The organism is Pseudoxanthomonas suwonensis (assembly GCF_010093235.1).
Lineage (GTDB): Bacteria > Pseudomonadota > Gammaproteobacteria > Xanthomonadales > Xanthomonadaceae > Pseudoxanthomonas > Pseudoxanthomonas suwonensis.
In genome coordinates this window covers 56,806-74,834 of sequence record NZ_PDWP01000014.1, presented here as the reverse complement: position 1 = coordinate 74,834, position 18,029 = coordinate 56,806, and the positions used below count along the sequence as shown (strand labels likewise).

Below are 18,029 nucleotides of genomic sequence, written 5' to 3'. Positions count from 1 at the left end.
GCTACGCGAAGCGGATGGCGGATTTCATCCGTGGTGTACGGTTGCAGCCGCGTTACGGCGACGCCACGCCTTCAACACCGTAGCCCGGGTAAGCGAAGCGCACCCGGGGCCGGGACGCCCGGGTGCGTTGTGGATGGCGGATGGCGGATGGCGGACGTGGCGGGGGTCCCGGATGCGGCCTTCAGCCTTATCCGGGCTACGCGAAGCTCGCACTTCGAGATGGCGGGGCCGTGGCGACGGCCCGGACCTCGCCACGCTTCAAGCGCGCGGGGGCGCGATGCGGCCTTCAGCCTTATCCGGGCTACGCGAAGCTCGCGCTTTGAGGTCGCGGGGCCGTGGCGACGGCCCGGACCTCGCCACGCTTCAAGCGCGCGGGGGCGCGATGCGGCCTTCGGCCTTATCCGGGCTACGCGAAGCTCGCGCTTCGAGGTCGCGGGGCCGTGGCGACGGCCCTGGCCTCGTCGCACTTCAGGCGCGCGGGGGCGCGATGCGGCCTTCGGCCTTATCCGGGCTACGCGAAGCTCGCGCTTCGAGGTCGCGGGGCCGTGGCGACGGCCCTGGCCTCGTCGCACTTCGGGCGCGCGGGGGCGCGATGCGGCCTTCGGCCTTATCCGGGCTACGCGAAGCTCGCTGCGGTCGCCGTGCGGCCCCGTGGATCGCCACGCACATCGGGACACACCATGGCCTTGACCACCACCGCCTCCGGCCTGCAGTGGCAGTAGCCCGGGTAAGCGAAGCGCACCCGGGGCCGGGACGCCCGGGTGCGTTGTGGATGGCGGATGGCGGATGGCGGACGTGGCGGGGGTCCCGGATGCGGCCTTCGGCCTTATCCGGGCTACGCGAAGCTCGCGCTTTGAGATCGCGGGGCCGTGGCGACGGCCCTGGCCTCGTCGCACTTCAGGCGCGCGGGGGCGCGATGCGGCCTTCGGCCTTATCCGGGCTACGCGAAGCTCGCTGCGGTCGCCGTGCGGCCCCGTGGATCGCCACGCACATCGGGACACACCATGGCCTTGACCACCACCGCCTCCGGCCTGCAGTGGCAGTAGCCCGGGTAAGCGAAGCGCACCCGGGGACAGGACGCCCGGGTGTGTTGTGGATGGCGGATTAGCGGACGTGGCGGAGGTCCCGGATGCGGCCTCCGGCCTTATCCGGGCTACGCGGCTACGTGGCTACGTGGCTACGTGGCTACGTGGCTACGTGGCTACGTGGCCCGGCCGGGCACGGCGGCCGCTTCCTGTGGCCTGGCATCGCGATGCGCGCGGCCCAGCCATAGGCCCAGGCCTGCCCAGGCCACGGCCAGCGGCGCGACCACCGCGGCCAGTCCGCCCAGGGCCAGGCCCAGCTGGCCGAGCACGCCTTCGACCTGGGCCCCGGTCACGTCGCCGGCGCGGTAGATGAAGGTGTCGATGAAGGCCTTGGCCTTGTAGCGGTCCTCGCGGCCGACCAGGGTGAACAGGGCTTCGCGCGCCGGACGGGTGATGCCGCGCTGCACGGCGCGATTGGTCGCCTCCAGCAGCACCAGGACCAGGAAGGATCCGTAGATCGCCAGGCCGATGAAGCCGATCGCGGTGGCCACCGGCAGGATGGCCAGCGCCACTCCCAGCCCGAAGCGCTGCACGATCTTGCCGGTCAGGGCCAACTGCAGCACCAGCACCGCGACCTGGGTCCACATGTCGATGCTGCCCATCAGCGCGGCGCGCGCATCGGTGTCGCCGGCCACCTCGGCGACCATCTGCAGGCGGGTGAAGTACACGAAGGTCGCCATCACCGTCATCAGCAGGATGTAGCCGGCGATGCCGGTCAGGTAGCGCGAGCGGAACACGGCCACCAGCCCGGCCCAGGGCGTGCCGCCCAGCGGCGGCGCATTGGCCTGTTCGCGCATCGACGCCACCTGCGAGCCGAAGCGTTCGGCGGCCATGCGCATCAGCATCCAGGCCAGCGCCACCGCCACCAGCAGGAAGCCGCCGGCCACCAGCAGCAAAGCGGGCGTGCCCAGCGGCTCGGCCAGGCGCGAGGTCAGCCACGGACCGCAGATGGCGCCGAGCGTGCCGCCGACGGAGATCAACGCGAACAGGCGGCGTGCCTGGTCGCTGCTGAAGCAGTCGGCCATCAGTGCCCAGAACACCATGGTGATGAACAGGTTGGACACGCTGAACCAGACATAGAACACCTGGCCACTGCGTTCGCCCACCGCGCCGGGTGCCAGGACCAGCAGCGCCCAGAAACCGACGAGTCCGGCCACGAAGAAGCCGTAGGTGGTCGCGACCAGGCCCAGGCGCCGCACCCGGCCGGCGAGCCAGCCGAACAGCGGGTTGACCAGCAGGGTCGCCAGCGCAGTGCCGACGAACAGCCAGCGGATGCTCTCGATGCCGCGTTCCATGCCCAGGGCGTCGCGCGCCGGGCGCAGCAGCATCAGCGCGGTGAGGATGCAGAAGAAGAACAGGGCCGCCAGCAGCACCGGGCCTGTCTCGCCGTGGCGGAGGTTGAACAGGTCCTGCAGCCGGCGGCGTTGCGCGAACGTATTCATCGGGGGATTCCGTTGGGGAAACGCCGACCCCGGGACTCCGGGGCCGGCAGGCGGACAGGCTCAGTGCGCGTTGAGCTGCTGGACGGTCTGTTCGAAGCGGTTCTCGAGCTCGGCGCGGCGCTGGAAGTTCACCCGCTCCACCAGGATCTCGTCCGGCACCGGGGTGCGCCCGAACTGGACCATCACCTCCTCGATGAACTGCTGCAGCGGCATGAAGCCCGCGCGCGTGGACTGGCCCGGCGTCAGTTCGGTCTGCACCGCCGGCGGCACCAGCTCGATCACCTGCACGCGGTCGCGAAGCCGGTGGCGCAGCGACACCGTGTACGAGTGCACGGCGGCCTTGGTCGCGCTGTAGGTGGCCGCGTCGGTGCGGGGCACGAAGGCCAGGCCGGAGGACACGTTGACGATGGCGGCGTTCGGCTGGGCCCCCAGGTGCTCGACCAGCGCGTCGGTCACGCGGATCGGGCCGAGCAGGTTGGTGGCGATGGTCGCCTCGGCGTCGGACAGGTCGCGGCGGCGGGTGAGGTCCTCGAAGCGCATGATGCCGGCGTTGTTGACCAGCACGTTGGCGCGCGGATGTTCGGCGACCAGGCGGCGGGAGAAGGCCTCGATGCTGTGCGGATCGGTGACGTCCAGCAGCATCGCGTGCATGTTGGCGCGGTCGCCGATGGTTTCCTGCAGCGGAGCGAGGCTGCGTCCGGCGACCACCACGGTGTTGCCCAGCGCGTGGAAGCGGCGTGCCAGTTCACGGCCGATGCCGGAGCCGCCCCCGGTGATGACGATGGTGTTGCCCGACTGTTTCATGCCGTTGCTCTCCGTGGATCGTGGCGTATCGTTGGCGATGGCCGAAGGCGCGATGGCGGCCAGGCAGAACGCGGCCAGCACGAACATCAGCTGTATCGGATGCGTGGTTTTCATGGGATGCTCCATGCCTGCATGGGAAGAGGAAACGCCTGTGGCGAGGCGTGGATGCAGGATAGGAAGCACGCTTCCGATGCGTAAGACGGCACCGGAAAGTGCGTTACTGACGCGGCGATAAGCCGGTTACCTGACGGGAAGTGAGCCCATGTCGATCGATATCGCCAGGCACGAGGAGATACGGCGGAAGCTGGCCGAGGAGTCGGCCGCCACCGATCCGCGCGTGGAAGCGCTGGTCACCGAGATCATCGGCCGCGTGGCCGACAAGTGGACCATGATCGTGCTCGACGTGCTGGCCGAGCACGGCGAGCTGCGCTTCACCCGCATCGCGCGGCTGGTGCCTGGCATCAGCCAGCGCATGCTGACCCAGACGCTGCGCGCCATGGAGCGCGAGGGGCTGGTCGTGCGCACGGTGCATCCGACGGTGCCGCCGCGGGTGGAATACCGCCTTACCGACCTGGGCCTTGGCCTGGGCGAGGCGTTCTGCGGCGTGTGGCACTGGGCCCAGGACAACCTGGAGCGGATCGAGCGTGCACGGGCGCGGTTCGATGCGCGGTGCGAGGGGGAGGAATAGGCCCAGGTCGGGCCGCGTGGGTGCGTGTTGCGCGGCCTGGCGACCGGGCGGGGTGTGCAGCGGGAGCGCGGGAGTGCGACCGCTCCCAGCCCCCGGTGGGACAGGGGCTTCGTGTTACACGGGTAGCGATGCCGGGGCTTCGGTCCGCTCCATGGTCCTTCGTCCCGGGTCGGCGTCCTGCGCGCGGGCGGATGCATTGCGACGCGCGTACTCGCGCGGCGGACAGCCCATGATCCGCTTGAAGGCCGTGCTGAACGCACTCTCGGATTCATAGCCCAGGGCGGCGGCGACCACCGACACCGGATCGCGGGTGTTCTCCAGGCGATCGCCGGCCAGCAGCATGCGCCAGCGGGTGACGTACTCCATCGGTGCCGTGCCGGTGACTTCGCGGAACCTCTGCGCGAAGGCCGAGCGCGACATGTGCGCGCGCGCGGCCAGCGACTGCAGCGTCCAGCGCTGCGCGGGCGCGGCGTGGACCGCGGCGATGGCAGGACCCAGCTGGCGGTCGGAGAGTGCGTACAGCCAGCCACTGGCCTGGCCCATGTGCAGGCGCAGCGCCTGCACCAGCATCATGTGCGCCAGGTGGCGGGCGATCAGGTCGCCGCCGGGCGCGCCTTCGCGCAGCTCCTGCATCATGCGCTCCACCGCCCAGCGCATCGCGGCCTTCTCCGCCTCGCCATGGATATGGACGATGGGCGGAAGCATCGCCATCAGCAGCGGCGCATGGCCCCCGCTGACGCCGAAGCGGCTGCCGACGAGGAACACCCCGCCGCCGTCGTTGATCCTGACCACCGCGCCCGGATGCCTCGGCGGGAAGTAGCGGCTCGAGGGCTCGGGCGGCAGGGCCAGGTCGCTGCCGATCCGGAACGCGCGGCCGCTGGGCAGTACGAAGCAGTCGCCCTGGCGCAGGTGAACGGGGGCCGGTCCGCCCTCGACCACCAGGCGGCATTCGCCGGACACCACGGCGTAGCACTTCAGCTGCCGTTCCAGGTCCGGGAAGCGCAGGCACCAGTCGCCACCGGCATCGACGCCGGCGGACACGTAGCTGCGCGGCTTCAGCAGCGAAAGCACGTCCGAAAGCGGATCCATGGTCAATCGGCCCAGGTGGGGGAGGGTCGCAATCTAGCGCACGTGCCGCTGCGGGACCGGCCCATCGCCGCCGTGGCCTTCCAGCAGCATGCTGCGCAGGCGTTCGCGGCGGCGCTGGAGTTCGGCGATCTGCCGGTCCAGCATCTCCAGTCGCCGGCGCTGCACGTCGGAGATTTCGCTACAGGCGCGCGCGCCTTCGACCAGGAGCATGCACTCGGGGAAGCCGCGGATCTCCTCGATGCTGAAGCCCGCGGCGATCAGCCGCTGGATCTGCCTGACCTGGGCCACGGCACGGGGCGCGAACAGGCGGTAGCCGTTGGCGCCGCGACTGGAAGCGAGCAGGCCATGGGCGTCGTAATGGCGGATGGAACGCTCGCTGGCGCCGGTGGCCCGGGCCAGCGCGCCGATGCGCATGGGTGCCTGGTGGGGGGAGGTGGACATGGCGCGACTCCCGCGTTGGGGTGCTTGACCTTGACACCAGTGTAAGGGCCTAGCCTGCACCTCCCTACGCGAAGGAGTACACGCAATGTTGCATCCAGTGACACGGCCGCGCCGTTGGCGTTGGCTGGCCGGACCGATGCTGCTGGTCCTGGCCACGATCGCCCAGGCGGCACAGACGTATACGGTGACCACCCCCGACGGCGTCGCCATCGCGGTACAGGAATCCGGCGACCCGGACGGACCGCCGGTGGTCCTGGTCCACGGACTGCTGGGCAGCCACCTGAGCTGGGAGGCGCAGGTCTCCGACCCCGCGCTGCGCGGATACCGGCTGATCAGGTACGACATGCGCGGCCATGGACTGTCCGGAAAGCCGGAACAGGCCGAGGCCTATACCGAAGGCCGCCGCTGGGCCGACGAGCTGCATGCGGTGATCTCGGCCTCGGGGGCCCGGCAGCCGGTGCTGGTGGGCTGGTCGCTGGGCGCGGCGGTGATCTCCAACTACCTGGCCGCCCATGGCGACGACGCAATCGCCGCGGCGATGTACGTCGGTGGCGTGATCGAGCTCGATCCGCGGCAGATCGCGCCGCAGCCGGAGGTGTACCGGGACCTGGCCGCGGACGACCTGCGCACCCACCTCGATGCCGAGCGTGCCTTCCTGGCGCTGTGCTTCCAGTCCCGGCCGGACGCAGTGACGTTCCAGCGCCTGCTGGCCAACGCGGCGCTGGCTTCCGGCCACATGCAGCGCGCGGTGCATCGCATGTCGGTCGATGCGGCCGGCGGACTGCCGCGCCTGCGCAAGCCGCTGCTGCTGCTGTACGGCGGAAAGGACGCGCTGGTGCTGCCCGAGCCGTCGATCCGGCGCGCCCTCGCCCTGAAGGCGGACGCGCGCGTGCTGGTGTACCCGGACTCGGGCCACGCGCCGTTCCTGGAGGAGGCCGGGCGTTTCGGCCGCGACCTGGCGGCTTTCGTCGACACGGTGTCGGCGCGCCGAGACGCGCCACGCGTCGCTGGACGATCGCGAAGGTATCGCGGATGGATGCGCATGGATGCGCCGGCGCCGGCTTCCCAACATTGCGCCATGGCTGGAACTGGCAACGACCGGGAGACGGAAACATGGAACGCGATGACGAGGCGCGCCGCCGGCGCGGAGCGGTGCAACAGGCGCCCGATGCATGGCGCAGGCGCATCCTGCGCGGGCTTGCGGCCGGCGCAGGAGCAGGCATGACCGGAGGACTGGGCATGGGCATGGCACGCGTGGCCGAAGCGGCGGCGGGAACGGGAGCGGGTGCGGCCGGTGCGGGTGGCGGTCGCATCGTGGTCACGACCCCGACCGGAAACATCGGCGGCAAGGTGCTCGCGCAACTGCTGGCCGCCGGCGCGAAGGTGCGGGTGGTGGTGCGCGATGGGTCGCGCCTGCCCGAAGCGGTGCGGGGCAAGGTCGAGGTGGTGCAGGGCTCCCACTCCGATCCGGCCGTGGTGGACCAGGCGTTCCGCGACGTGGAGTCGGTGTTCTGGGTATGTCCGCCGGATCCGCGCGCCGACAGCGTGATGTCCGCCTACCTGGATTTCACCCGTCCCGCCTGCGCCGCGCTCCGCCGCCACGGCGTGCGCCGCGTGGTCGCGGTCTCGGCGCTGGGTCGCGGCACGCCGATGGCGGCCAACGCCGGCTTCGTCACTGCCTCGCTGGCCATGTGCGACCTGATCGAGGCCACGGGCGTGGCCCTGCGCGCGTTGGCGATGCCTTCGTTCATGGACAACATCGCGCGCCAGGCGGCGGCGATCCGGGAGCAGGGCGCGTTCTACCTGGCGATCGACGGCGACCGCAGGATGCCTTCGGTCGCCACCCGCGACATCGCCGCGGTGGCTTCCGGGCTGCTGCTGGACCGCCGCTGGAACGACAGCCGCGAGGTGCCGGTGCTGGGTCCGGAGGACCTGTCGTCCAACGACATGGCGCGGATCATGGGCGAGGTGCTGGGGCGGCCGGTGCACTACCGCCAGGTCCCGCTCGAGGCCTATCGGGCCGGCTTCGTCCAGCGCGGCATGTCCGAAGCCATGGCCCAGGGCATGACCGACATGGCGCGGGCCAAGAACGAGGGCCTGGACAACGCGGTGCCGCGCACGGCGGAGCACAGCACGCCGACCACGTTCCGGCAGTGGTGCGGCGAGGAACTGCGACCGCTGGTGGTGGCCTGACGTCCCTGGGGTGGCGTGCCGTGCTTGCGGAGAAACCGGACCTGCTTCGCCTTGCGCGTGGCGCGCCTGGCGCTAGCATTGGCGCGCGGGGGTTCGATACATGGAGGCGTGGATGGAGCTGCGCGAAACCATCGGGTCCGGGGTCCGGATCGAGCTTACGGCGGTGGCGGCCGTGCTGATGCTGGGGTGGGGGGCAAAGCCCGGCGGCGCGGCCGCGCTGCTGGGTTACTACCTGGCCGGCGTGGCGGCGATGGCCCTGGTGGCGTACCTCACCCACAGGCCCGGACAGGACGCGTTCCTGGGCTGGCATCGCGATGGACGCCTGCGCATCGGCCTGGCGCAGGCGCCGGCGCTGGCAATGCTGGCCCTGCTCGGCCTGTCCGCGCCGCATGTTCCGTATGCGTGGGTCGCGGGCATCTGCGGCCTGTGGCTCGGGCAGCGCGTGGGCTGGCTGCTGCGGAACTCCCGCTCCGAAGGACAGGCACGGCGCTGAGCGCCCCCGCGCGCAACGTGGTCGCGCGTGATGGATCGCGCCTGGTGCTTGGGACTCAGTTGCCGCGCGCGCCGGAACGCAGGCCGTCGCACAGCAGGGCCACCATCCGCCGGGCCTCGGCGGTATTGCCTTCGCTGGCCGGCGCGGCCAGGCGCAGGGTGGCCAGCAGGAACTCGCGTGGATCGACGTCGTCGCGGATCGCGCCAGCGGCTGCGGCCGCCTGGAGCAGGGATTCCAGCGCGGGCGTGAGCTGTCCGAGCACGTAGTCGGGCAGCGCCTGGTAGGCCGCGTCGCCGGAGTGCAGGGCCGGGCCGAGGCCGCGCTTGGTCGCGGCGAGGTCGACCAGTTTCTGCATCCAGGCCGCAAGCGCCTGCTCCGGATCGTGGCGCGCGGCGAGGGCTGCGGCGTGGCTGGCGCAGGCATCGACCTCGCGCTGGATGATCGCCTTGATCAGGTCCGAGCGCTGCGGGAAGTGCCGGTACAGGGTGCCGACCCCGACCCCCGCGCGCGCCGCGATCTCGCGCATGGGCGCATCCACGCCCGATTCGGCGAACACCTCCACCCCCGCGCGCAGCAGCGCATCGAGGTTGCGCTGGGCGTCGGCGCGGCGGCCGCCCCGCGCCGGTTCCGCCCCTTGTCCGATTTCGGCTTTCTTCGCCATTCCAGATCCACGTTTGCAAAGCGGAACATTGTTCCGTATAAACGGAATCGTGTTCCGTTTTCAATCCGACATACCTGGCCATCCGCGGCCGGGCCACAGGAGGCAATCATGCACTACCGCACGCTCGGCCGAACCGGCATCCATGTCAGCCCCTACTGCCTGGGCGCGATGATGTTCGGGAAACTGGCCAATCCCGACCACGACGACTGCATCCGCATGGTCCACAGGGCCCTGGAGGCGGGGATCAACTTCATCGACACCGCCGATGCCTACAGCGAGGGCGAATCGGAGGTGATCGTCGGCAAGGCGCTCAAGGGCCGGCGCGACCAGGTGGTGCTGGCGACCAAGGCGGCCCTGCCGATGGGCGAGGACCCCAACCACCGCGGTGGTTCGCGCCGCTGGCTGGTCCGCGCGGTGGACGATTCGCTGCGCCGGCTGCAGACCGACTACATCGACCTCTACCAGCTGCACCGGCCGGACCCGGCCACCGACATCGAGGAGACCCTGTCGGCCCTCACCGACCTGGTGCGCGCGGGCAAGGTGCGCGCGATCGGCGCCTCCACGTTCCCCGCCGCGGACATCGTCGAGGCGCAATGGGTGGCCGAACGCAGGGGACTGGCGCGCTTCCACACCGAGCAGCCGCCGTATTCGATCCTCAACCGCGCCATCGAACGGGAGGTGCTGCCGACCTGCCAGCGCTACGGCATGGGCGTGATGGCCTGGAGTCCGCTGGCCAAGGGCATGCTCACCGGCAAGTACCGCAAGGGCCGCGAGACGCCGGATTCGCTACGGGTGAAGTTCTTCCCCGGAGCGATGACCGACGACGCCAGCCTCGAGGCGGTCGAGCGGCTGCTTCCGCTGGCCGCCGGGGCCGGCATGTCGCTGACGCACATGGCGCTGGCCTTCGTGGTGTCGCACCCGGCGGTGACCGCCGCGATCATCGGCCCGCGCACGATGGAACAGCTGGAGGACCTGCTCGCCGGTGCCTCCGTGACGCTGGACGACGCGCTGCTGGACGCGATCGATGCCGTCGTCCCGCCCGGTGCGGACATCGCCCCGCTGGAACGGGCCGCCTACGTGCCGCCGTCGCTGGCGGAAACCGCGCTGCGCCGGCGCCCGCCCGCCGGACGCATCGTCGCGGCGGCCTGACCGCGGCCGCCGCCGACTAGACTGTGCGCCCCGTGGATCGCCACATACACAAGGAATGCCAATGGCTTTCACCACCACCGCCTCCGGCCTGCAGTACGAGGACACGGTCGTCGGCAACGGCCCGGAGGCGGCGCCGGGCCGCAACGTGACCGTGCACTACACCGGCTGGCTGTACCAGGACGGCGAGCAGGGCGCCAAGTTCGATTCCAGCAAGGACCGCGACGAGCCCTTCATCTTCCCGCTGGGCGCGGGCATGGTGATCAAGGGCTGGGACGAGGGCGTGGCCGGCATGAAGGTCGGCGGCACCCGCGTCCTGGTCATCCCGCCGGCACTGGGCTACGGCGCGCGCGGCGCCGGTGGCGTGATCCCGCCCAACGCCACCCTGAAGTTCGAAGTGGAGCTGCTCGGCACCTGAGCCGCTGCGTCGCGGCGATGGCGGAACGCCTGCGCGGCGCCCGCCATCGGCCGCCCATGGCGCGCCCCGCGCCGTGGTTCACGCCTTCCTGTGCGCCTGCCTGCGATGGTCGCGGCATGGAAGGCGGCATCCTCTACCTGGTATTCGTCGAACCGGACGCGGGACTGGATCCGGCGCCGGGCCTGCGCCCGCTCGGTGGCGGGCTGTACCTGGCGGCCTCGGCGCACAGCCGCTCGCAGCTGTACCACGCGCTGAAACGGAAGGCGCGACCGGCACGGCTGCTGGTGGCGCCGCTGGCCGACGCGCCGAAGTTCATGGGCATGGCGCCCGGCGCGCTGGCATGGCTGCGGAAGCTGCAGCCGGACCCGGGCGCGGCGGCACAGGTCCCAGGGCCGCCGGCCGGAGCCGGGTTCAGCGCTCCAGCGAAGCCTGCAGCGCGGAAGCCAGCGCGGCGTCGCCGCTGACCAGGTCGCTCCAGGCCAGCTCCAGGCCCTTGCGCCGGCCCTTGGGCACCAGCTTCAGGCCCTCGGGGCTGATGGTGAGCGTGTACAGCTCGTCGCCTATGGCCAGTTCGCGACGGATGGGCTTGTCCAGTGGCGTCATGCAACGGCTCCTCAGGCTTGGCGGGTGGCGGCGCCCGGAGGGCCGCCGTCGCCGGCAGCATAGCTGGCGGGCCGGCGGCGGTCCGTGGGAGACTCGCGCGGGACCCTGCGACGCTGCACCCCGGATACCGGGGGGCGAGCTGGACGCTCCGGCCAACCCCATGCGGCACCCGCCATGGCGCCGGTCGAGCCGGGCGAAACAATGCGCGCGCGGGTGCGGGTGGCGGTCGGGCTTTGCGTGGCCGCGTTCGTGCCCGGGATCCCGCCGGTGTCCCGTCGACACCGGCATCTCGCTGTGCATCGCCGCCGGGGTGATGCTGCTGTTGCCGGTCATGGCCCAGTGGTTCGGCCTGCCGGACGACCCGCGCAGCTGACCGGGCGCGGGGACGGCGGGGTATTCTTCCGCCGGGGAAAGTCGCCGGACAGGGCGGGCGCGCTGGCGCCAGGCCCCCCCGGTGCCTACGCCCCGCCATTCATGCAAGGTGGCATGTCGCCACTACTCGACAGGGGGGAAGAATGGGGAACAAGACCAACATGCGCCTGCTGGGCGTGGCGCTGGCGCTGGCGTCGCCGCTGCTGGCCGCCGAGGCCGCGGCCGAGCGCATCAGCGGCAAGGAGGCGCTGGCGGTGATGCGTTCGATGGACCTGTCGCCGGAACTGGCGACCGATGGCGTCGGCGATCCGCAGATCAACTTCGTGATCGACGGCCTGCACGCGCGCCTGAACTTCTACGACTGCAAGAAGGACGGCCGCTGTGGTTCGCTGCAGCTGGAGACGGCGCTGGACCTGGACGACGGCACCACGTACTTCGTCGCCAACCGCTTCAACAAGCAGTACCGCTACGTGCGCATGTTCCTGGACGAGGAGATGGACCCGTACCTGCAGTACGACTTCGAGGTCCTGCACGCCGATGCCCAGGCCCACCTGCGCAGCCAGGTCGAGATGTTCCGGACCCTGCTGGTCAACTTCAAGGACGCCGTGGACTTCTGATCCGCCGCCGGCGCGGCGCGGGATCCGCCGCCGCGCCGCGCCCGCGCCGTACCGGGCACCACCCGGTGCGGCCTGCTTCCTGCGGCGGGACGTCCGCTCCCGCCTGCCACGGCGCCAGCGCCGCTTCCAGCGCCTCCCGGACGTCCGGTGAAGTTTCCCGGACGCTGCATCACCTCCGGGAAACGTCCTCCACGCACAGTAACTCCACCGGCAGCGCACCGCGCCGGGACTTCTCCCCCTTCCCAGGAGCACTGTCATGGATACCCGCAATTCGACCGTTTCCCGCACCGCCAACTACGTCACCACCCGCGATGGCGTGCAGCTGTACTACAAGGACTGGGGCCCGAAGGACGGCCCGGTCGTCACCTTCAGCCACGGCTGGCCGCTGAGCTCGGACAGCTGGGAATCGCAGATGCTGTTCCTGGCCGACCACGGCTTCCGCGTCGTCGCCCATGACCGCCGCGGCCATGGCCGTTCCAGCCAGCCGTGGGACGGCAACGACATGGACCACTACGCCGACGACCTGGCCGCGGTGATCGAGGCGCTGGACCTGCGCGACGCCACCCTGGTCGGCTTCTCCACCGGCGGCGGCGAGGTCGCGCGCTACATCGGCCGCCACGGCACCTCGCGGGTCAAGGCCGCGGTGCTGGTCTCGTCGGTTCCGCCGCTGATGCTCAAGACCGACGACAACCCGGGCGGCCTGCCGATCGAAGTGTTCGACGGCCTGCGCAAGGGTTCGATCGAGAACCGCTCGCAGCTGTACCTGGACATCGCCTCCGGTCCGTTCTTCGGCTTCAACCGTCCGGGCGCCAAGCCGAACCAGGGCCTGATCCAGTCGTTCTGGGCGCAGGGCATGCAGGGCGGCCACAAGAACACCTACGACTCGATCGCCGCGTTCTCGGCCACCGACTTCCGCGAGGACCTGAAGAAGTTCGACGTGCGGACCCTGGTGATCCATGGCGACGACGACCAGGTGGTGCCGATCGACCTTTCCGGCCGCGCTTCGGCGGCGCTGGTGAAGGGCGCGGAGCTGATCGTGTATCCGGGCGGCCCGCACGGCATCACCGACACCCACAAGGACCGGCTCAACCAGGACCTGCTGGACTTCCTGCGCCACTGAGCCGCGCGCCGCGCCCCCCCCCCCCCACGACGGGCGGCATTGCCGCCCGTCGTGCTGCCGGTCGCAAGCCGGCGTTCAAGCCGGGGCTGTTACGGTGTCCACATGCCGCCTTCCGGCGGCGCCCGGAACCGTCCCATGCGCACGATCACGTTCCCTGCCTTCCTGGGCCTGGCCCTGCTGGTCGCCGCCATGCCTGCCGCCGCCGCCGAACCGGGCGCTGGCGAGGGCGAAAGCGCCGAAGCGCTGGACCTGGCCCTGCCGCAGTCCGCGCTGGCCGGCTACCGCAACGACCCGCCGGGCACCTGGTACGGAGACACTTCCGGCGTGCCGTCGCAGCCGGAGCGCCCGCTGGTCGTGCGCCGACCCGCCTGCCCGACCTCGCCGGATGGCGAGGAGACCGACATCACCGGCTCGGTCGAGGCCGGGGTCGGTTATTCGAAGCGTGGCGGCAACAGCAACTGGCAGGCGGCCACGATCAACTACTGCAAGGAATACGCGACCGACGACGGCGGCTCGCGGACGATGAACCTGCAGTTGAACATCGGTACCTACGACGGTCCGCACGGGTTCCATGGTCCCTATGGACCGGGGCCGGGCTGGGGACCGTATCCGCTGTCCGCGCCCGGTCCGCGCCCGGCCGGGCGCTGAGCCGCACCGCGAAGCGTCGCGGACCGTTCCCGTTGCGTCACCTGTCCAACCATGCGCTGGCGGACGGAGCCGGCGACGACGTGGCGGATTGACGCAGGCGGCCGATAGCGGCGACCTTGGCCGCGCGCATGCGCGCACCTGCCTCGCCGCCACCGGGATCCGCCATGACCAAGCCGCAGTTCCGGCGCGCACCTGCGCGCGCGATCCACGTCTTGTGCACCGCGCTGCTCGCAGCCGTTATGCCGGCATCCGCCGCGCCCGCGGCCTGGTCGGCAGCGGTGGCGACGCAGGGCGCGCCGCACGCGCGGCACGAGACGCCTTCGTCGCCGTGGATGGCCGGCTCTACCTGCTCGGCGGACGCGGCGGGCGTCCGCGGGCCATCTTCGATCCGGCGCCCGGGGCCTGGACGCGGGGTGCCGCACCGCCGATGGAGATCCACCATTTCCAGGCCGTCGCCCACGCCGGGCGCCTGTACGTGCTGGGCGCATTCACCGGCCAATACCCGGAAGAGCAGCCGCTGACCCATGTGCTGGTCTACGACCCCGGGGCCGACCGCTGGAGCCAGACCGCGGAAATCCCCGCGCACCGCCGCCGCGGTGCCGCCGGCGTGGTCTCGCATGGAGGCCGCATCTACCTGGCGGGCGGCAATACCCGCGGGCACATGAGCGGCTACGTGCCGTGGCTGGATGCGTTCGATCCGGCCACCGGGCGCTGGGAGGAACTGCCCGACGCGCCGCATGCGCGAGACCACTTCCACGCCGCGGTGCTGGACGGAAAGCTCTACGCCGCGGGCGGACGCCGTACCTCGCATGACACCGGCGACACGCTGTCGCTGACCATCACCGCCGTCGACGTGTATGACTTCGAGGCCGCGCGCTGGAGCACGCTCGACGCGCCGCTGCCGACCCCGCGCGCCGGCGCCGGTGCGGTGGCCCTGGGTGGCCGGCTGCTGGTGATGGGCGGCGAAAGCGCGCGCCAGGTGCCGGCACACGCCGAGGTGGAAGCCTACGATCCGCGCAGCGGCCGCTGGAGCGCGCTGCCGCCGTTGCCGCGCGGCCGCCACGGCACCCAGGCCACGGTGCTGGACGAAGCGGTGCACGTGGCCGCCGGCAGCGGCGACCGTGGCGGCGGCCCGGAACTGGACGACCACCTGCGCTTTCCCCGTTGATCAGGCGGGGGGTGCTGCTGTGCAGTGCAGCGTGGCGGCGTGGGTAAGGGCGGGTATAAGGGGGCTCGGCCGCAGCATGTCCCCGGCCGGACGCGACCGGAAGGGGCGGTCGCGAAGCAGCATCCCGTAGCTGCCCGGGCAATCGCCGCGGGCCCGTCCAGAACGAAAGGGAGCTTCCATGTCCTTGACGCCCGTCTTCGTGTTCCTCGCCATCGGCCTGGCCGCCATCGTCGGCCTGGCGACCTTCGCCCTGCGCCGCGAGCGCAGCCGCTGAAGCGGCGCGCCCGTCCGGGCGCGTGATCCCGTCCCATCCCGTCGCGACGCGCGCCTTGCGTGGGGACCGCGTCCATGCGCCTGCAGCTTGCGCATGGCGCGTGGATCGGCCGTGCGCGGAGGATTCACCGGCCATGGACGGGTGGCTGGCCAAGCATGGTCCGCGATGCCGGGCGCGGTGCCTGGCCGACGAGGAGCCAGGCCATGCTGCTGACCATCACCAACGACGCCGCCGCCACGGGCATGAATGTGCTCATGATCGCCGCCGGCATCTTCGCCCTGATCCTGACCGTGCTGTGGATCCTGGTGCCGTTTGCCGTGTTCGGGATCAAGCCGCTGCTGCGCCAGTTGATCGCCGAGCAGCGCCGCACCAACGACCTGCTGACCACGCCCCCGGTGGCCGCCGCCGCGCCTGCCGCGACCACCGTGCGCACCGACGTGCAGGGCGATCCGGTCTACGTGCGGCGCAGCCTGCCCTGAGCCTCGCATTGAACGGTTCATCGGCAAGGTAGGTGCGTCTCACCCGCTGAGACGGGTGCCGGCCAACGTGCCGGCATGGAGCTGACCGACAAGCTGGCGATCCTCGCTGACGCGGCCAAGTACGACGCCTCCTGCGCCTCCAGCGGTGCAGGGCGTCGCGACGCGCGCGGCACGAAGGGCGTCGGCAGCACCGAGGGCATGGGCATCTGCCACTCGTATACGCCCGACGGCCGCTGCGTATCGCTGCTCAAGATCCTGCTGACGAACTTCTGCATCTACGACTGCGCCTACTGCATCAACCGGGCCAGCAGCAACGTGCGCCGCGCCCGCTTCGCCACCGGCGAGGTGGTCCGGCTTACGCTGGACTTCTACAAGCGCAACTACATCGAGGGCCTGTTCCTCTCCAGCGGCATCATCCGCAATGGCGACTACACCATGGAGCAGCTGGTGGAGGTGGCGCGCAGCCTGCGCGAGGACCACCACTTCGCCGGGTACATCCACCTCAAGACCATTCCGGAGGCCTCGCCGGAACTGCTGGAGAAGGCCGGGCGCTACGCCGACCGGCTCAGCATCAATGTCGAACTGCCGACGGTCGAGGGCCTGGCGAGACTGGCGCCGGAAAAGCGCGCCGACGGCATCCGCGATGCCATGGGCGAGCTGCGCTGGCGCATGGATGAGAACGCCGAGGCGCGTCGCGCCGCGAAGGCCACGCCCCGGCGCCGGCCGCCCCGGTTCGCGCCGGCCGGGCAGAGCACGCAGATGATCGTGGGCGCCGATGGCGCCGACGACGCGGTGATCCTGCGCACCAGCAGCGCGCTGTACGGCGATTTCCGCATGAGGCGGGTGTACTACTCGGCCTTCAGCCCGATCCCGGATGCCTCGGCGCAGCTGCCGCCGCGCGCACCGCCGCTGCAGCGCGAGCACCGGCTCTACCAGGCCGACTGGCTGCTGCGCTTCTACGGGTTCGGCGTGGAGGAGATCGTGCCCGATCGCCCCGGGGACGGTGGCGGCATGCTCGACCTGGACATCGATCCCAAGCTGGCCTGGGCCTTGCGCAATCCGGAACGCTTCCCGGTGGACCTCAACACCGCGCCGCGCGAGATGCTGCTGCGCGTGCCCGGCTTGGGTGCGCGCAATGTCGACCGCCTGGTGAGCGCGCGCCGCCATGGCCGGCTGCGCCTGGACGACCTCGCCCGCCTGCGCGCGCCGCTGAAGAAGCTGCTGCCATTCGTGAGCGTGCTGGACCACCATCCGCGTACGCGCCTGGATGATCCGGCCCGGCTGCGCGCGCAGCTGGCGCCCAGGCCGCGCCAGGCCGACCTGTTCGCGTGACCGGCTTCCGCGCCCGGGTCGATCCGCCGTGGGACCTGGCGTCCTGGCGTGCCGCCGCACGCCATGCCTTCGCCGCCGGGCTGGCGCCGGAGCAGATGGACTGGAGCGGCGATGCCCAGGGCGGCCTGCTGCCATGGCCGGGGCTGGACCAGGCGCCGTTGGCGCCGGATCCGCCGCAGCCGGCGGTCCCGGCCGCGTTCCTCGATCTTGCCGCGCGCGTGCTCTGCCATCGCGACCCGCAGCGGCATGCGCTGCTGTACCGGATGCTCTGCCGCATCGGCCATGGCCAGCGCCAGCTGCTGGAGCGCAGCACCGATGCCGACGTGGTCCGGGCCCGCGCGCTGGAAAAGTCGGTGCGCCGCGATACCCACAAGATGAAGGCCTTCGTGCGCTTCCGCGCGGTGCCGGGCGAGGAGGAGACCTACATCGCCTGGTTCGAGCCGGAGCACTTCATCGTCGACCGGGTGGCGCCGTTCTTCGCGCGCCGTTTCGCCGGCATGCGCTGGACCATCGTCACCCCGTACCGCAGCGCCCGCTGGGATGGCGAACGGTTGTGGGCCGGTCCCGGAGGCCCGCGTGCCGATGTTCCGGCGGAGGATGCGCATGACGGGCTGTGGCGCACCTACTACGCCAGCATCTTCAACCCGGCGCGCCTGAACACCCGGATGATGCGCCAGGAGATGCCGCAGAAATACTGGCATCTGCTGCCGGAGGCGCAGCTGCTGCCGACCCTGGTGCGCGAGGCGGGCTTGCGGGTCCGCGACATGGCCGAGCGCGAACCGCAGCCGCCGCGCAGGCGCCTCCCTCGCCGCCCCTGAAAGAGGTGCGCCGGCGTGCGTCCGGTCACGGTCGTGCGGGCGTGCGCGGCGGCTCCCGCAGTGCGTCACGCCAGTGCCTTGCTGCTGTGCTAGCCTCCGTCGCGTACTGCACTGGACCCAGCCTGAAAAGGTAGGCAC

Annotated in this window: 17 protein-coding genes and 3 pseudogenes; 14 read left to right on the top strand and 6 right to left on the bottom strand. The window is 71.3% G+C overall.

Annotation, left to right across the window (positions count from 1 at the left end; all coding sequences use genetic code 11):
* Positions 1 to 1,201: 1,201 nt before the first annotated feature.
* Positions 1,202 to 2,527, bottom strand: coding sequence for an NTP/NDP exchange transporter (locus tag CSC68_RS08525; RefSeq protein WP_162203133.1), 1,326 nt, complete (start codon positions 2,525 to 2,527; stop codon positions 1,202 to 1,204).
* A 60-nt stretch (positions 2,528 to 2,587) separates the two neighbouring features.
* The gene (locus tag CSC68_RS08520) at positions 2,588 to 3,445 is read right to left on the bottom strand and encodes an SDR family oxidoreductase (RefSeq protein WP_211365720.1); all 858 of its coding nucleotides are present in this window, start codon (positions 3,443 to 3,445) and stop codon (positions 2,588 to 2,590) included.
* 148 nt (positions 3,446 to 3,593) lie between these two features.
* Between CSC68_RS08520 and CSC68_RS08515 the strand changes: the two genes are divergently transcribed.
* Positions 3,594 to 4,019: a winged helix-turn-helix transcriptional regulator gene (locus CSC68_RS08515; RefSeq protein WP_162203132.1), complete on the top strand. Its 426-nt coding sequence runs from the start codon at positions 3,594 to 3,596 to the stop codon at positions 4,017 to 4,019.
* A gap of 114 nt (positions 4,020 to 4,133) precedes the next feature.
* Here the strand turns inward: CSC68_RS08515 and CSC68_RS08510 are convergent, their stop codons facing one another.
* Together CSC68_RS08510 and CSC68_RS08505 are read right to left on the bottom strand one after the other, a co-directional pair.
* Positions 4,134 to 5,108: an AraC family transcriptional regulator gene (locus CSC68_RS08510; RefSeq protein WP_162203131.1), complete on the bottom strand. Its 975-nt coding sequence runs from the start codon at positions 5,106 to 5,108 to the stop codon at positions 4,134 to 4,136.
* 33 nt (positions 5,109 to 5,141) lie between these two features.
* On the bottom strand, positions 5,142 to 5,549 hold the full coding sequence (locus CSC68_RS08505) for a MerR family transcriptional regulator (protein WP_162203130.1): 408 nt from the start codon (positions 5,547 to 5,549) through the stop codon (positions 5,142 to 5,144).
* An 85-nt stretch (positions 5,550 to 5,634) separates the two neighbouring features.
* Here CSC68_RS08505 and CSC68_RS08500 point away from each other — a divergent pair.
* From CSC68_RS08500 to CSC68_RS08490, 3 genes and pseudogenes are all read left to right on the top strand, one after another.
* A pseudogene (locus CSC68_RS08500) lies at positions 5,635 to 6,549 on the top strand (alpha/beta fold hydrolase); the annotation flags it as partial.
* Positions 6,550 to 6,770: 221 nt separating this feature from the next.
* Positions 6,771 to 7,742: an NmrA family NAD(P)-binding protein gene (locus tag CSC68_RS08495; RefSeq protein WP_211365719.1), complete on the top strand. Its 972-nt coding sequence runs from the start codon at positions 6,771 to 6,773 to the stop codon at positions 7,740 to 7,742.
* Between the two features lie 112 nt (positions 7,743 to 7,854).
* Positions 7,855 to 8,235, top strand: coding sequence for a hypothetical protein (locus tag CSC68_RS08490; RefSeq protein WP_162203128.1), 381 nt, complete (start codon positions 7,855 to 7,857; stop codon positions 8,233 to 8,235).
* Between the two features lie 55 nt (positions 8,236 to 8,290).
* On the opposite strand, the gene CSC68_RS08485 is transcribed toward CSC68_RS08490, so the two are convergent.
* Positions 8,291 to 8,896: a TetR/AcrR family transcriptional regulator gene (locus CSC68_RS08485; protein ID WP_162203127.1), complete on the bottom strand. Its 606-nt coding sequence runs from the start codon at positions 8,894 to 8,896 to the stop codon at positions 8,291 to 8,293.
* Positions 8,897 to 9,004: 108 nt separating this feature from the next.
* On the opposite strand from CSC68_RS08485, the gene CSC68_RS08480 reads away from it, so the two are divergent.
* From CSC68_RS08480 to CSC68_RS08470, 3 genes are all read left to right on the top strand, one after another.
* Positions 9,005 to 10,045 carry an aldo/keto reductase gene (locus tag CSC68_RS08480; RefSeq protein WP_162203126.1) on the top strand — a complete coding sequence of 347 codons (1,041 nt, stop codon included), beginning with the start codon at positions 9,005 to 9,007 and terminating at the stop codon, positions 10,043 to 10,045.
* A gap of 61 nt (positions 10,046 to 10,106) precedes the next feature.
* Positions 10,107 to 10,460 carry an FKBP-type peptidyl-prolyl cis-trans isomerase gene (locus CSC68_RS08475; protein ID WP_162203125.1) on the top strand — a complete coding sequence of 118 codons (354 nt, stop codon included), beginning with the start codon at positions 10,107 to 10,109 and terminating at the stop codon, positions 10,458 to 10,460.
* A gap of 116 nt (positions 10,461 to 10,576) precedes the next feature.
* Entirely contained in the window at positions 10,577 to 10,924 is a 348-nt protein-coding gene (locus CSC68_RS08470; protein WP_162203124.1) for a hypothetical protein, read from the top strand.
* Here CSC68_RS08470 and CSC68_RS08465 read toward each other — a convergent pair.
* Complete coding sequence (locus tag CSC68_RS08465) at positions 10,872 to 11,063, bottom strand: hypothetical protein (RefSeq protein ID WP_162203123.1); 192 nt, start codon at positions 11,061 to 11,063, stop codon at positions 10,872 to 10,874. The genes CSC68_RS08470 and CSC68_RS08465 overlap by 53 nt on opposite strands.
* A 515-nt stretch (positions 11,064 to 11,578) precedes the next feature.
* Between CSC68_RS08465 and CSC68_RS08460 the strand changes: the two genes are divergently transcribed.
* The 7 genes and pseudogenes from CSC68_RS08460 to CSC68_RS08430 all read left to right on the top strand — a co-directional run.
* Complete coding sequence (locus tag CSC68_RS08460) at positions 11,579 to 12,052, top strand: YbjN domain-containing protein (RefSeq protein WP_162203122.1); 474 nt, start codon at positions 11,579 to 11,581, stop codon at positions 12,050 to 12,052.
* Positions 12,053 to 12,308: 256 nt separating this feature from the next.
* A complete protein-coding gene (locus CSC68_RS08455) occupies positions 12,309 to 13,172 on the top strand; it encodes an alpha/beta fold hydrolase (RefSeq protein ID WP_162203121.1) in 864 nt (287 codons plus the stop codon).
* Between the two features lie 135 nt (positions 13,173 to 13,307).
* Positions 13,308 to 13,820: a hypothetical protein gene (locus tag CSC68_RS08450; RefSeq protein WP_162203120.1), complete on the top strand. Its 513-nt coding sequence runs from the start codon at positions 13,308 to 13,310 to the stop codon at positions 13,818 to 13,820.
* A gap of 203 nt (positions 13,821 to 14,023) precedes the next feature.
* Positions 14,024 to 14,988 (top strand): annotated as a pseudogene (locus CSC68_RS08445) (Kelch repeat-containing protein).
* A 477-nt stretch (positions 14,989 to 15,465) separates the two neighbouring features.
* Entirely contained in the window at positions 15,466 to 15,741 is a 276-nt protein-coding gene (locus CSC68_RS08440) for a hypothetical protein (protein WP_162203119.1), read from the top strand.
* Positions 15,742 to 15,816: 75 nt separating this feature from the next.
* On the top strand, positions 15,817 to 17,073 hold the full coding sequence (locus CSC68_RS08435; RefSeq protein WP_162203118.1) for a putative DNA modification/repair radical SAM protein: 1,257 nt from the start codon (positions 15,817 to 15,819) through the stop codon (positions 17,071 to 17,073).
* Positions 17,070 to 17,888, top strand: a pseudogene (locus CSC68_RS08430) (TIGR03915 family putative DNA repair protein); the annotation flags it as partial. The gene CSC68_RS08435 and the pseudogene CSC68_RS08430, both read left to right, overlap by 4 nt.
* Positions 17,889 to 18,029: the final 141 nt, after the last annotated feature.